The sequence below is a fragment of the Rhizobium sp. 01N424 genome, from assembly GCF_056399485.1.
This window is the reverse complement of record NZ_JBFTRK010000003.1, coordinates 278,217-291,439: the sequence shown is the minus strand read 5'-3', so window position 1 is coordinate 291,439 and position 13,223 is coordinate 278,217. Positions and strand designations below refer to the sequence as shown.

Annotated in this window: 14 protein-coding genes and 2 pseudogenes; 4 read left to right on the top strand and 12 right to left on the bottom strand. The window is 61.8% G+C overall.

Annotated elements, in window-relative coordinates:
- Positions 1-2 precede the first annotated feature (2 nt).
- The 8 genes from AC1DNK_RS11880 to AC1DNK_RS11845 form a co-directional block, all read right to left on the bottom strand.
- Positions 3-1,055, bottom strand: a complete 1,053-nt coding sequence (locus tag AC1DNK_RS11880; RefSeq protein WP_477941227.1) for an RNA polymerase sigma factor — start codon at positions 1,053-1,055, stop codon at positions 3-5.
- A 69-nt stretch (positions 1,056-1,124) separates the two neighbouring features.
- Positions 1,125-1,256, bottom strand: a complete 132-nt coding sequence (locus AC1DNK_RS11875; protein ID WP_477941226.1) for a hypothetical protein — start codon at positions 1,254-1,256, stop codon at positions 1,125-1,127.
- Positions 1,256-1,612, bottom strand: a complete 357-nt coding sequence (locus AC1DNK_RS11870) for a YciI family protein (protein WP_477941225.1) — start codon at positions 1,610-1,612, stop codon at positions 1,256-1,258. The genes AC1DNK_RS11875 and AC1DNK_RS11870 overlap by 1 nt, the downstream gene beginning before the upstream one ends.
- Before the next feature lie 90 nt (positions 1,613-1,702).
- Positions 1,703-2,497, bottom strand: coding sequence for an ABC transporter ATP-binding protein (locus tag AC1DNK_RS11865; protein WP_112385812.1), 795 nt, complete (start codon positions 2,495-2,497; stop codon positions 1,703-1,705).
- On the bottom strand, positions 2,494-3,375 hold the full coding sequence (locus AC1DNK_RS11860; RefSeq protein ID WP_477941223.1) for an ABC transporter permease: 882 nt from the start codon (positions 3,373-3,375) through the stop codon (positions 2,494-2,496). The genes AC1DNK_RS11865 and AC1DNK_RS11860 overlap by 4 nt, the downstream gene beginning before the upstream one ends.
- 116 nt (positions 3,376-3,491) lie before the next feature.
- Positions 3,492-4,445 (bottom strand): ABC transporter substrate-binding protein, encoded by a 954-nt coding sequence (locus tag AC1DNK_RS11855; RefSeq protein WP_477941222.1) that lies wholly within the window; start codon positions 4,443-4,445, stop codon positions 3,492-3,494.
- A gap of 89 nt (positions 4,446-4,534) precedes the next feature.
- On the bottom strand, positions 4,535-5,764 hold the full coding sequence (gene rlmN, locus AC1DNK_RS11850; protein WP_112385815.1) for a dual-specificity RNA methyltransferase RlmN: 1,230 nt from the start codon (positions 5,762-5,764) through the stop codon (positions 4,535-4,537).
- A 228-nt stretch (positions 5,765-5,992) separates the two neighbouring features.
- Positions 5,993-6,511 carry an invasion associated locus B family protein gene (locus tag AC1DNK_RS11845; RefSeq protein ID WP_112385816.1) on the bottom strand — a complete coding sequence of 173 codons (519 nt, stop codon included), beginning with the start codon at positions 6,509-6,511 and terminating at the stop codon, positions 5,993-5,995.
- Positions 6,512-6,848: 337 nt separating this feature from the next.
- On the opposite strand from AC1DNK_RS11845, the gene AC1DNK_RS11840 reads away from it, so the two are divergent.
- Positions 6,849-7,409, top strand: coding sequence for a sigma-70 family RNA polymerase sigma factor (locus AC1DNK_RS11840; RefSeq protein WP_477941220.1), 561 nt, complete (start codon positions 6,849-6,851; stop codon positions 7,407-7,409).
- Here AC1DNK_RS11840 and AC1DNK_RS11835 read toward each other — a convergent pair.
- Entirely contained in the window at positions 7,406-7,795 is a 390-nt protein-coding gene (locus AC1DNK_RS11835) for a YkvA family protein (RefSeq protein ID WP_477941218.1), read from the bottom strand. The genes AC1DNK_RS11840 and AC1DNK_RS11835 overlap by 4 nt on opposite strands.
- A gap of 50 nt (positions 7,796-7,845) precedes the next feature.
- Positions 7,846-8,153, bottom strand: a pseudogene (locus tag AC1DNK_RS11830) (4a-hydroxytetrahydrobiopterin dehydratase).
- A 36-nt stretch (positions 8,154-8,189) separates the two neighbouring features.
- On the opposite strand from AC1DNK_RS11830, the pseudogene AC1DNK_RS11825 reads away from it, so the two are divergent.
- Positions 8,190-8,691: pseudogene (locus AC1DNK_RS11825) on the top strand (low molecular weight protein-tyrosine-phosphatase).
- Here AC1DNK_RS11825 and thpR read toward each other — a convergent pair.
- Positions 8,598-9,191 (bottom strand): RNA 2',3'-cyclic phosphodiesterase, encoded by a 594-nt coding sequence (thpR, locus tag AC1DNK_RS11820; RefSeq protein WP_112517775.1) that lies wholly within the window; start codon positions 9,189-9,191, stop codon positions 8,598-8,600. The pseudogene AC1DNK_RS11825 and the gene thpR overlap by 94 nt on opposite strands.
- A gap of 68 nt (positions 9,192-9,259) precedes the next feature.
- Complete coding sequence (locus tag AC1DNK_RS11815; RefSeq protein WP_477941418.1) at positions 9,260-9,904, bottom strand: arylesterase; 645 nt, start codon at positions 9,902-9,904, stop codon at positions 9,260-9,262.
- A gap of 53 nt (positions 9,905-9,957) precedes the next feature.
- On the opposite strand from AC1DNK_RS11815, the gene AC1DNK_RS11810 reads away from it, so the two are divergent.
- Entirely contained in the window at positions 9,958-10,665 is a 708-nt protein-coding gene (locus tag AC1DNK_RS11810) for an ABC transporter ATP-binding protein (RefSeq protein ID WP_477941217.1), read from the top strand.
- A complete protein-coding gene (locus tag AC1DNK_RS11805; protein ID WP_477941216.1) occupies positions 10,662-13,205 on the top strand; it encodes an ABC transporter permease in 2,544 nt (847 codons plus the stop codon). The genes AC1DNK_RS11810 and AC1DNK_RS11805 overlap by 4 nt, the downstream gene beginning before the upstream one ends.
- Positions 13,206-13,223: the final 18 nt, after the last annotated feature.

The window sequence follows — 13,223 nt, the reverse complement described above, 5'->3', positions numbered from 1 at the left end:
GCTTAGCTGTCCCGAAGCGCCTCGAGCCGCTGCGCTAGAAACAGCTTCTCAGCTTCGGACATCGAGAGCTCGATCGCCCTGGCATAGGCGAGCCTCGCCTGATCAACATGGCCGTCGCGCGCCAGAAGATCGGCCTGCACCGCATAGAAGGGCTGATACTGCGTGAGCGCCATGGCGATCGGCTTGAGCCGGGCAAGTGCTCCGGCCGCACCCTCGATGTAGGACAGCGCGACGATCCGGTTCAGTTCATAGACCGGGTTGTCCGCTGTGCGGGCGAGCTCTCCGTAGAGCAGCGCAATCTGCCGCCAATCCGTATCGGCAAAATCCCGCGCCTCCGCATGCACGGCAATGATGGCCGCCTGCAGCTGATACGCGCCTGGGCAGCCACGCTTCAGCGCGCGTTCAATCAGGGCCACGCCCTCGGCTATCCCCGTGCGATCCCAGAGGCTGCGATCCTGCATTTCGAGAGTGCGGATCGCGCCGCCCTCGCCGATCCGCGCGGCTCGGCGGGCATGATGCAGAAGCATCAGCGATAGCAGCCCCTCGATCTCAGGCTCATCAGGACGCAGCGCCATCAGCACCCGCCCGAGCCGGATCGCCTCTTCGCAAAGATCGACACGGATATGGCTGCCGCTTCCAGAAGCATAGCCTTCGTTGAAGATCAGATAGACGACGGCAAGCACGCTTTCGAGCCGTGCCGTCCATCCCTCCGGCCCCGGCACCTCATAAGCGATCCCTGCCTTGGCAATCTTGTCGCGGGCGCGCACAAGCCGCTGCGCCATCGCATCATGCCGGTCGAGAAAGGCGTCGGCGATCTCTTCGGTTCTCAGCCCGCACACAGAGCGCAAGGTCAGCGCAACGCAGGTCTTCCGGTCGATCGCCGGGTGGCAGCAGGCAAAGATCAGCTTCAGCCGCTCATCGCCGATCGGATCAGGCTCGCCAGCTATGGGCGATGCGCGCTCCAGCTCGACAAGATGGGTGATCTCTGCAGACTTCGCCCGGAAATTGGCCGAGCGCCGCAGCCGGTCGATCGCCTTGCGGCGGGCGACCTGCATCAGCCAGGCGTTTGGCGAAGCCGGGAGACCATTGCGGCCCCAATGGACCAGCGCCGATTCCAGTGCGTCCTACAGGCTGTCCTCGGCCAGCTGGAAATCCCGCAGCGCGCCCACCAGGCTGGAAAGGAGACGGCCACCGTCCTGCCGGGCGATCTTGTCGATCGCGTCGGCAACTGGACCGGCGGCCGGAACCTCGCTCATCAACGGTCGAAGACCATGATCGGCCGCACTTCAACGCAGCCCATAGCCGCATGCGGGATCATCGCTGCGTATTTGATCGCATCGTCGAGATTGTCGCAATCGAGGATGTAGAAGCCGCCAAGCTGCTCCTTGGTGTCGGCAAAGGGACCATCCATGGTCTCGGTCCGGCCGTTGCGCACCCTGACGGTGGTCGCGGTCGTTACCGGCTGCAACGCATCGCCGGCAACCCAGATCCCATCCTTCTTGTAGGTCTCGGTCGCGGTGGCATAGCCGCTCATCATTTTTCCGAATTCGGGGGAATCCGATGGCGTGCGCGTGTTCGGGTCCATGTAGATCAGCGCTATATATTTCATCATCCGTCTCCTTAGCTCACCACCGCTCCATGCGATGGTGACGGATAACGAATGCGATGCAAGCGGATCGACATCGCCTCGAAAATATTTCGATCAGCCGATCAGCAATGCATCGTCGTCGAGCGTCTGGCCGCGCATCTTGCGGAACATCGCGATCAGGTCCTCGACCTGCAGATCCTTGCGGTTGTCGCCGCTGACATCGAGCACGATCTCGCCGCCATGCAACATGATCGTCCGATGGCCGTAGTCGAGCGCCTGGCGCATCGAATGGGTGACCATCAGCGTCGTCAGCTTGCGCTCAGAAACGATCTTGTCAGTCAGCCCCATGACGAACTCGGCCATCCCAGGGTCGAGCGCTGCCGTATGCTCGTCGAGCAGCAGCACCTCCGAACCGGCCAGCGTTGCCATGACCAGCGAAACCGCCTGCCGCTGACCGCCGGAGAGCAGATCCATACGGTCGGCCATGCGGTTTTCGAGACCGAGATTGAGTTCGCCGATGCGTTCGCGGAAATGCTCGCGGCGCTTTGGCCCGAGCGCCGACACCAGGCCGCGCCGCTCGCCGCGGCGGGCGGCCAGCGCCAGATTTTCCTCGATCGACAGGGCACCACAGCTTCCGGTCAACGGATCCTGGAACACGCGGGCCACAAGCCCGGCCCGCGCCGCCGTCTGCTTGCGCGTGACGTCGGTCGTGCCGATCGTCACCTTGCCTTCGCTGGCCAGCACATCGCCGGCGAGCACGCCGAGCAGGGTCGATTTACCGGCACCATTCGAGCCGATGACGGTGACGAAGGAACCCTGCTCGATCGTCAGGCTGATGCCGTTCAACGCCTTCTTTTCAAGCGGCGTGCCCTTGCCGAAGACAACCTTGATATCCTGAACGCTGATCACGATGCGGCTCCTCCGCGGCGAAGACGGGGAAGGATCAGCGCGATCGTGACGAGTACCGCCGTGACGAAATTGAGGTCCGAAGCCTGCAGGCCGATGAAATCGGTCGACAGCGCAAGCTGGATGGCGATGCGATAGATGATCGAGCCGAGCACGCAGCCGATCAACGCGATCAGCAGACCGCGCCGCCCAAGCAACGTTTCACCGACGATGACGGCCGCGAGACCGACGACGATCGTGCCCACACCCGATGTGACGTCGGCAAAGCCATTGGTCTGCGCAAACAGCGAGCCGCCGAGCGCCACCAGCGCATTCGAGATCGCCATGCCGAGATAGATCTGCCGGTTGGTATCGACGCCCTGGGCGCGGGCCATGCGGGCGTTGGCGCCAGTCGCGCGCATCGCAAGTCCCGCATCGCTCTCAAGGAAACGCCAGACGACGATAACGGCGATGACGACGAGCACGCCGACGAAAAGCGGACGGACGTAGAAATCTCGCAGGCCATGACCGAAGAACGGGCTTATCATCGTGTCGGCATTGATCAGCGCCACGTTCGGCTTGCCCATCACGCGCAGGTTCACCGAGAACAGCGCGATCATCGTCAGGATCGAGGCGAGCAGATTGAGAATCTTGAACCGCACGTTCAGCATCGCCGTGACGATGCCGGCAGCAGAGCCCGCAATCATCGCCACCAGCGCGGCAAGCCATGGATTGGCGCCCGCGATGATCAACACCGCAGTGACGGCGGCCCCAAGCGGAAACGACCCGTCGACCGTCAGATCCGGAAAATCGAGCACGCGGAAGGCGAGATAGACGCCGAGCGCAACGAAGGCATAGACCAGCCCCAGTTCCACGGCTCCCCAAAATGCAATCTGGCTCAAGGCCTCCCGCCTTTCTGTTCTTCTGTGCCCGTGCTTTCGCGGGTCTTAAAATACCAAACCGCCCCCGTTTAGAAACAGGGGCGGCTAAACGCAATATCGAAAGCGACGGTTTCGGTTTACTCGACGACGCGGTTGGCGCGCTTCAGCACGCTTTCCGGCAGCGTCACGCCCATCTTTTCGGCGGCCTTCTTGTTGACGACGAGGTCGCTACCGGCAGCAACCTTGACGGCAATGTCGCCCGGGTTCTCACCCTTGAGAATGCGCACGACGATATCGCCGGTCTGCTTGCCGACATCGTAGTAGTTGAAGCCGAGGGCGGCGATCGAGCCGCGCGAGACGGAATCGGTGTCGGCGGTGAAGAGCGGCAGCTTCGCTTCCTCGGCAACGGCAACCGCGCCTTCGAGAGCCGAGATGATCGTGTTGTCGGTCGGCACGTAGATGACGTCAGCACGGCCGACAAGCGCGCGGGCGGCGCCCTGAACTTCCGCCGACTTGGTGGCGGCGGATTCAACGACCTTGAGGCCGGCCTTCTCGGCTTCCGTCTTCAGCATGGCCAACAGCGATACGGAGTTGGCTTCGCCCGAATTGTAGAGATAGCCGATCGACTTCACGTTCGGCAGGATTTCCTTGATCAGCGCGATATGCTCGGCAACCGGCGACATGTCGGACAGACCGGTAACGTTGCCGCCCGGCTTGTCCATGTCCTTCACCAGCTGTGCGCCGAGCGGATCGGAAACCGCGGTGAAGACGACAGGAATATCGCGCGTCGAGGAAACGACGGCCTGCGCCGACGGCGTGGAGATCGGTACGATGACGTTCGGATCTTCGCCGGCGAACTGGCGGGCGATCTGCGCTGCCGTTGCCGGGTTGCCCTGTGCGGATTCGAACAGGAACTTGAGGTTCTCGCCTTCCTTGTAGCCGGCAGCCGCCAGCGTGTCCTGCACGCCCTTGCGAACGGCATCGAGTGCCGGATGCTCGACGATCGCCGTCACGGCAACCGTGACGTCTTCAGCCTTTGCAGGCAGGGTAAGGGCAAGGGTCGCCGCAACGGCGAGCAAGATCGAACGCATAGAGTCCTCCATAGATTATCAGGCGCTTCTAGAAAAAGACGAAGGCCCGATCAATCGCAAAGAACTGTTAGAAGGATCAAACTTGCTGATCAGTCGTCCGCGCCGTGATTGGCAATCATCATCGCTTCGAAGGCGAGACGCTCGGTCTTGCGCATGCGCTCGGACTCCGACTTCAGCTGCCCGCAGGCTGCAAGAATATCGCGGCCGCGCGGCGTGCGGATCGGCGAGGCGTAGCCGGCCGAATTGATGAAATCGGCAAACTTCTCGATCTGCGCCCAATCCGAACACTGATAGTTGGTGCCCGGCCACGGGTTGAACGGGATCAGGTTGATCTTCGCCGGAACACCCTTCAGTAGCTGGATCAACCCCTTCGCGTCTTCCAGACTGTCATTGACGTCCTTCAGCATCACATATTCGAAGGTGATGCGGCGGGCGTTGGAAAGACCCGGATACTTCCGGCAGGCGTCGATCAGTTCCTTCAGCGGATACTTCTTGTTGATCGGCACCAGGATGTCGCGCAGGTCGTCGCGAACGGCGTGCAGCGAGATCGCCAGCATGACGCCGATCTCGTCGCCGGTGCGGAAGATCTCAGGCACGACGCCGGATGTGGACAGCGTGACGCGGCGCTTCGAGAGCGACAGTCCATCGCCATCCGTCGCGATCAGCAGCGCCTGCTTGACGGCATCGAAATTGTAGAGCGGCTCGCCCATGCCCATCATCACGATATTGCTGACCTTGCGGCCCTCGGCCGGCATGATCGTGCCCTGCGGTGCCTCGCGATCCGGGAAGTCGCCCAGCCGGTCGCGGGCAAGCAGCAGCTGCGAGAGAATTTCCTCCGCTGTCAGGTTGCGCACCAGGCGCTGCGTGCCGGTGTGACAGAAGGAACAGGTGAGCGTGCAGCCAACCTGACTGGAAATGCAGAGCGTGCCGCGGCCTTCTTCGGGAATATAGACGGCTTCGATCTCGACGGGACGCCCGGCGCCGCGCGGCGGAAAGCGCAGCAGCCATTTGCGGGTACCGTCGTTGGAAACCTGCTCCTCGACGATTTCAGGACGGGCGATCGTGAAATGCTGCTTCAGCGTTTCGCGCATATCCTTGGAGATATTCGCCATATGATCGAAATCGGAGACGCCGCGCACATAGATCCAGTTCCAGAGCTGGCTGACGCGCATCTTGATCTGCTTTTCCGGCACGCCCTTTTCGCGCAGCGCATCGGCCATCTGCTCGCGCGACAAACCGATCAGCGAGGGCTTCTCGTCGCTGATCTGGGGGCGCGGCGCCTGCGGCTTGGTAACGGCCATAGCATCCATGACGGACATAGTTTCTCGATCCCGAAATCAAAACTGGACGCATCCCGGTAAGCCGGAAGACTTGGCGGGTGACATCGGCAGTTCGCAGAAAATTGAATGCGGAGCTACGGGCAAAGCCGCAATCGTTCCGCTGTTGCGCGGGGCTTTATCATCATTTTCCCCACACGTCACTATAGATGGAAACGGCAAAGGCCGGCGCAAGGCCGGCCTTCGAATTCTTCGATCGAGCGCAAGAGCTTACTTGCAGCTTTCGATCTGCTTCAGCGCCGCCGATATGCCGGACAGCGAATAGGCGTAGGACGTACCGGTGCCCTTGCGCGAGACGGCTGTGACCGTCATCGAATGACCGCCCTTCATCGCCGCCACGAGAGCGGGCTCCTGAGCGGCATTCTCGACCCAGCCTGCCTTGTCCTTGGTGAACATGACGAAGGTCTTGTTGTCGATGACGACGTTGATCTTGGAATTTTCCTTGACCGTGTAGCCCATCATCGCCTGCGGCTCGTAGGAAATGTTCTGACCCGGGCGCTGCGATACGATGAAGAAGTTATCACCGTGATCGACGCTTGCCGGCTGCTTCGTTGTCGGAACGGACAGTACGTAGCAGACGGTGCTGTTGCCCTGCTTGTAGGAATAGGCGCCCCAAGCCTGGAACTGCTGGATGCGGGTCGGCGCCGAGGCTCCGCCCTGCTGCGCTCCTGCGACTCCGGCCGTGATGAGAACGAGAGCGAGAGCGGGTGCGATACTTTTTACAAACATTGATTTCCTGCCGGTTCTTGCGATTCAGCGCCCGATCAGAGCGGGCAGCGCTTTCGTCACGATCTGCTTTATTTTGACTTAATTCAGGTTACCAAAGCGTCAACGGAGACCGTGATTTGTCTCCACCTGTGTCATTTAGGCCTGTGTGTCAACGTTCGGCTTGGTGCGGCTGCCTGCGGTGATGTTATGCGTCGATGACGTCGCGTCATCCCTTCGAGAGCAATTTAAGACATAAAGATTCAGGCAAGAGTTTGACCTTTCGAAAATCCGTTGTACCTCATTAAGGTATTGGAAATTCGTCCAAGAATTGCCTGAGCCAGGGGGAACGTGACCGGACATGGATGCTGAGGAAAAACAGCGTTTCGCTGCCCTCGCAAAAGCTGTCGCCGATCTGCGGGACCAGCAGGCTTTCTCCGTCCTGTTCGATTATTTCGCGCCGAGGCTGAAATCCTGGCTGCTTCGCCAACGCATGCCCGCAACCGAGGCAGAAGAGTTGGTCCAGGAAGTGATGATCGTGCTCTGGCACAAGGCCGGTCTCTACGATCCGGCGCGCTCTTCGCTATCCACCTGGCTGTTCCGCATCGCTCGCAACCGCCGCATCGACCTGCAGCGGCGCGCCAGGGCTCGCGTCCTTGATGAAGACGACCCGACACTGCAACCGGCTGCCGAAATCGGTGCCGACGAGGCGGTGGCCAATGATGACCGCGATGCCCATGTGCGCGCCGCGGTCAGCCAGCTGCCGGAAGAGCAGCGCGAGATGCTGCGCGCCGCCTTCTTCCTTGGACAATCGCATTCGGAAATCGCCGAAGCCACGGGGCTGCCGCTCGGCACGGTGAAATCGAGGATCAGGCTCGCTTTCGGCAAGCTCAAGAAGGTTCTGGACGCGGAAACCGCCTAGACGGTCTTCATGCCCTCGGGCTGATCGGCAAGGGCGCGATCGGCAGCCTCATAGTGCCTGGGCTTCATATGGCCGCTGACAAGCGCAAAGGCGGCCGACAGCACGGCAATATCGTCGGAGAAGCCGACAACCGCGAAAATATCCGGGATCATGTCGAACGGCAGAACGAAATAGGCGAGTGCTGCCAGCAGGATGCCGCGGACGCGCGCAGGCGTCGCCGGGTCGGTGGCGCAATAGAAAGCAGCAACGACATCGCGCGAGAACGGGATCTGCCGGACGGCGCGCTTGAAGGTCGGCCAGAATTTCTTGCGCACCGCCTTTTCCCGGCGGCTCTGGGTTTCCTCATCGCCGGGCAGCAGGATCTCACCGTATTTGACGTCGTCCATTCCGATCTCCTCAAAATGCATGGCCTGATATGGTGACTGCCGGACGCGATTCAATTGTTTGTGTTCAGACCGGCCGCCTTGTCCATTGCCTTGGCCAGTTTGAAATCAAGCTCGGTCAGCCCGCCGGCATCATGCGTGTTAAGCGTCACGTCGACCCGCGAATAGACATTGAACCATTCCGGATGGTGATTGAGCTTCTCGGCCGACAGCGCCGACTGCGCCATGAAGCCGAACGCTTCGACGAAACTGCCGAACTTGAAGGTTTTGGAGATCGACTTGCCGTCCTCGGCAAGGCCCATCCTGCGACTGCTGCCAGATGCTCGTCGATTGCGCGGCGTTCCAGTTTTTCCATCTTCATGTCATTGTCCTCCGATCACCTTTCATAAGTCTCTTCATGAAACGCGTCAGCATCCTGTTTGTTTGCATGGGCAATATCTGCCGGTCGCCGCTGGCGGAAGGAATCTTTCGCCATACCGCGGCAGGGGCCGGGCTCTCGGACAAGTTTGCCATCGATTCGGCCGGAACGGGCGGCTGGCACGAAGGCGACCCTCCAGACCGGCGATCGGCCGCAACAGCCAGACAGCACGGGATCGACATATCCGCACAGAGGGCACGCCGCATCCGCAGCGAAGACGTCGCGGCATTCGATCTGGTTATCGCGATGGACCGGAACAACGTGGCCGAGCTTCGGCGCGCATCACCGAACGCCCGCAACATCCCACCTTTTCGGCGACATCGCCCTCGGCACCGGCGAGGATATTCCGGACCCCTATTACGGTGGTCCGGAAGGCTTCGAGCATGTCTATGCCAGGCTCTTGGCAGGCTGCATGAAGTTGCTCGGCGAACTCGGCGCCGACAGCGCTTCATGGAGCGGGAAGACCTCTTCCGTCAGATAAGGCCCGCCGCCGACCGAATCCCGCGAAGAGAGCAGGACGAAGCGCGGCACGGTGAAGGTCGAAGTCTGGAAATTGCCGCGGCCCGACAGGTAGTGAACCACGTCATCGACGCGCGACGACTTCAGGCGGGCAAGCGTCACATGCGGCGTAAACTTGCGGGGATCGGGCGGAAGGCCGATCCTCTGGCAGATGCGCTCGATCTCGCCCTGAAGCGCATACATCTCGGGAGAGGGCGAAACACCCGCCCAAACCGAATGCGGCTTCTTGGAACCGAAAGCGCCGATACCATCGAGCCTGATCTGGAATTCCGGGCGGTCGATCCTGTCCAGCCGCTCGACGATCTCGTCAGCGGTGCGGCCATCGACATCGCCGATAAAGCGCAAAGTGACGTGGTAATTCTCCACATCGATCCATCGGGCACCGGGAAGACCACCGCGCAGCAATGAAAGGCTCATCGCCGCATTGCGCGGAATTTCGAGGGCGGTAAAAAGTCTCGGCATAACGAGCACTCCCCGAATCTTTTGCAGGTGCTAACACGGAATCACGCAATGGTGAGCCGCGCAAGCCCCTATTTCTTCACAGTAGAAATCGTCCCGATGAAATTTGTGACAGCAGGCTCCATCTTCTGAACCATGACATCCACTCCCTTGGAATTAGGGTGCATACCGTCCTCAAGCTTAAGGCTGGGGTCTAGCACAACGCCATCGAGGAAAAAGGCGTAGAGCGGAACCTGATGTTTTTGCGCCAGTTTCTCGAAGATGGGATTGAACCGAGCAGCATAGTCCGCCCCCATGTTCGGCGGCGCGATCATGCCAGCAAGCAGGACAGGAATACCTCTGTTCTTTAGCCGGGCAATGATTTCATCAAGGTTTCGCTCGGTTTCCTCGGGCGCAATCCCCCGAAGCGCATCATTGGCGCCAAGCTCCAGGATGACGCCGCTCGTTCCGTCGGGAACCGACCAGTCGACCCGTGCAAGCCCGCCGGTCGAGGTGTCGCCGGAAACGCCGGCATTGGTGATCGCGACATCGACTCCCTTCGCTTTGAGTGCGGCCTGCAGCTTCTCGGGAAAGCCGTCTCCCGGCGGCAACTGGAACCCGGCCATCAGGCTGTCACCGAAGCCAACGAGGTTGATTGTCGCGGCATTTGCCAGTGTAGCGGCAAGCAGAGAGCCCACAATGACAGCGATGTGAAGCAGGCCAACTTTAAATCTCATTCCGCTTTCCCTAAATTGTCGAAGTCTTTGGGATTTATATAGGGCTATTTTCTTTGGCAAAAACCATCATCGAGCTGAAGCACGCGGATTTGACCTTGGGCAACGCCGCGGCATCGGTCCACGTGTTGAAAGGCATCGACCTCACGATCGAGGCCGGCGAATCCGTCGGCATCGTCGGGCCATCGGGATCCGGCAAGTCGACGCTGCTGATGGTTCTTGCCGGTCTCGAAAGGCTCGATAGCGGCGAAATCCGCATTCAGGACACGCCGCTCCACGCTATGAGCGAGGATCAGCTGGCTGATTTCCGTGGTCGGAACATTGGCATCGTTCTCCAGTCGTTCCACCTGATTGCCAACATGACGGCGCTCGAGAATGTCGCGGTGCCCCTCGAGCTTGCAAACGTCCCGAACCCGTTCGAGATCGCTCAGCGCGAATTGCGCTCCGTTGGCCTCGGCGAGCGGCTGAACCACTATCCGGGCCAGCTTTCCGGCGGCGAGCAGCAGCGCGTAGCGATCGCCCGGGCGCTGGCGCCGTCTCCCGCTCTTCTGATCGCCGACGAACCGACCGGCAATCTCGACACCGAAACCGGCCGCCAGATCGCCGATCTGCTGTTCGCAAAGCAGGCCGAGCGCGGCATGACCCTGCTGCTCGTCACCCATGACAATGCGCTCGCCAGCCGCTGCTCGCGGCAGATCCGCGTGCGCTCCGGCAAGATCGAAGGCGACAGCCCGGCACGCCAGTCTGCGGCAGTCCTCGCATGACCCTGATCACGCCGCGCGCGTCACTCGCCTTCCGCCTGGCCCTTCGCGAGCTGCGCGGCGGCCTCAGGGGCTTCTACATCTTCCTCGCCTGTATCGCGCTCGGCACCGGCGCGATCGCCGCCGTCAATTCCGTCTCGACCTCGATTACCGACACCATCGCGTCGCAAGGGCAGGAACTTCTTGCCGGCGACGTCCGCTTCGAGCTCAACAATCGCGAGGCATCGCCGGATGAGATGAATTTCCTGCGCGGCTTCGGCAAGGTCTCGATCTCGACGGGGCTGCGTTCGATGGCGAGAAAACCTGACGGTTCCGACCAGGCGCTGGTCGAGGTCAAGGCCGTCGATGACGCCTATCCGCTCTATGGCACGTTCCAGTCGGAGCCCGATTATCCGCTGGCAGCCCTGCTCTCCGACCAGAGCGGCACCTACGGCGCGGTCGCGGCTCCACTTCTGCTTCAGCGCCTTGGCCTTGCCGTCGGCGACGAAATTCTGCTCGGCAACGCAACGCTCAGCATCACGGGAACCGTCAAGACAGAGCCGGACGCGCTCTCCGAGGGCTTCGGCTTCGCGCCACGGCTGATCGTCAGCCGCGCCGCGCTGCAGGCTTCGGGACTGATCCAGACCGGCAGCCTCGTCGAGCACGCCTACAAGATCAAGCTGGATGATCCCCGCGACCTTGGTGCGGTGCGCGACCGCGCCGCCAAGGAGTTTCCTTCCGCCGGCTGGTCGATCCGCGCCAGCGACCGCGCTGCGCCATCGCTGACGGAGAACATCACCCGTTTCTCGCAGTTCCTGACGCTGGTCGGCCTTACCGCGCTGATCGTCGGCGGCGTCGGCGTTGCCAACGCGGTCCGGGCCTTTCTCGACTCCAAGCGGACGACGATCGCCACCTTCAAATGCCTTGGCGCGCCCGCGTCGGTCGTGGTGCTCGTTTATCTGTTCCAGATCGCCATCATCGCCTTCGCTGGCATCCTGATCGGTCTGGCGCTCGGCGCCATCTCGCCTGTGATCGCCGCCCAATTCCTGGCACAGTTCCTGCCGGTCTCGACGGCACCGGCGCTCTATCCGGGCGCGCTGCTGCTGGCCGCTGTCTTCGGCATCCTGACGACGCTGGCCTTTGCCATCCTGCCGCTGGGGCATGCCCGCGAAGTTCCGGCGACGGCTCTGTTCCGCGAACAGGGCTTCGAAGCCCGTGCCCTTCCCTCCTGGCCCTATATCCTGCTGGCCGGCGTCTTCATGGCAGCACTTGCGGGGCTGGCGATCGTCACCGCCTACGACCGCTTCATCGCCGTCGTCTTTGTCGGCGCCATCGTCTTCGCCTTCGTGATTCTGCGCGCCGTGGCCGCCCTGATCGCCTGGCTGGCAAAACGCAGCCCGCGCGTCAGTTCGCCGGCGCTGCGTCTGGCAATCGGCAATATCCACCGCCCCGGCGCCTTGACGCCCTCTGTCGTGCTCTCGCTGGGCCTCGGGCTGGCGCTCCTGGTAACGCTGACGCTGATCGACGGCAATCTGCGCCAGCAGCTGACTGGCCGCATGGCCGGCGGCGCACCGAATTTCTTCTTCGTCGATATCCAGAGTGCCCAGGTGGAGAGCTTCCGCAATCTGATCAAGCAGCAGGCGCCCGAGGGCAAGCTGGTCGAAGTACCGATGCTGCGAGGCCGGATCCTGGCCTTCAACGGCGAAGACGTCACCAAGCGCAAGGTGCCGCCGGCAGGGCAATGGGTCCTGCGCGGCGACCGCGGCATCACCTATTCCGAAAACATCCCCGAGAATGCCGCACTCACAGAGGGCAGCTGGTGGCCAAAGGATTACAGCGGCAAGCCGCAGGTTTCCTTTTCCGCCGAAGAGGCAGGCGAACTCGGCCTCAAGATTGGCGATACCGTCACCGTCAACGTGCTGGGCAGAAACATCACCGCGCGGATCACCAACCTGCGCAAGGTCCAGTGGGAATCACTATCGCTGAACTTCGTGATGGTCTTTTCGCCGAATACGTTCCGCGGCGCCCCGCATGCCTGGCTGGCAACGCTGACCGATCCCTCGGCAAGCGCGACCGAAGAGACGGCGATCCTGAAGGCCGTCACCAACACCTATCCGACGGTGACAAGCGTCCGCGTCAAGGATGCGATCGATATCGTCAACCAGCTGGTCGGACAGCTTGCGACCGCGATCCGCGCGGCGGCTTCCGTCGCACTCATTGCCTCTATCCTGGTGCTGGCAGGCGCGCTCGCCGCCGGAAACCGGGCCCGGACGCACGATGCGGTGGTGTTGAAAACGCTAGGCGCAACGCGCGCCATGCTCATCCGCGCCTTCAGTTACGAGTATCTGATCCTCGGCGCGGCCACCGCCATCTTCGCGCTTCTGGCAGGCGGCGTGGCAGCATGGTTCATCGTCAGCCGTATCATGCGGCTACCCTCCGCCTTCCTCCCGGATGTCGCGGGTCTGACGATCGTCACCGCCCTGGTGCTGACCGTGGGGATCGGCCTGATCGGAACCTGGCGCATCCTCGGCCAGAAGGCGGCACCCGTTCTGCGCGAGCTCTAGGGCTGGCACTGGTAATGC

Bases quoted from the DNA above. Each gene is read 5' to 3' on its own strand.
- AC1DNK_RS11880 (WP_477941227.1), bottom strand. From the start codon at position 1,055: ATGCAGGTCGCCCGCCGCAAGGCGATCGACCGGCTGCGGCGCTCGGCC.
- AC1DNK_RS11875 (WP_477941226.1), bottom strand. From the start codon at position 1,256: ATGAGCGAGGTTCCGGCCGCCGGTCCAGTTGCCGACGCGATCGACAAG.
- AC1DNK_RS11870 (WP_477941225.1), bottom strand. From the start codon at position 1,612: ATGATGAAATATATAGCGCTGATCTACATGGACCCGAACACGCGCACG.
- AC1DNK_RS11855 (WP_477941222.1), bottom strand. From the start codon at position 4,445: ATGCGTTCGATCTTGCTCGCCGTTGCGGCGACCCTTGCCCTTACCCTG.
- rlmN (WP_112385815.1), bottom strand. From the start codon at position 5,764: ATGTCCGTCATGGATGCTATGGCCGTTACCAAGCCGCAGGCGCCGCGC.
- AC1DNK_RS11845 (WP_112385816.1), bottom strand. From the start codon at position 6,511: ATGTTTGTAAAAAGTATCGCACCCGCTCTCGCTCTCGTTCTCATCACG.
- AC1DNK_RS11840 (WP_477941220.1), top strand. From the start codon at position 6,849: ATGGATGCTGAGGAAAAACAGCGTTTCGCTGCCCTCGCAAAAGCTGTC.
- AC1DNK_RS11835 (WP_477941218.1), bottom strand. From the start codon at position 7,795: ATGGACGACGTCAAATACGGTGAGATCCTGCTGCCCGGCGATGAGGAA.
- thpR (WP_112517775.1), bottom strand. From the start codon at position 9,191: ATGCCGAGACTTTTTACCGCCCTCGAAATTCCGCGCAATGCGGCGATG.
- AC1DNK_RS11815 (WP_477941418.1), bottom strand. From the start codon at position 9,904: ATGAGATTTAAAGTTGGCCTGCTTCACATCGCTGTCATTGTGGGCTCT.
- AC1DNK_RS11805 (WP_477941216.1), top strand. From the start codon at position 10,662: ATGACCCTGATCACGCCGCGCGCGTCACTCGCCTTCCGCCTGGCCCTT.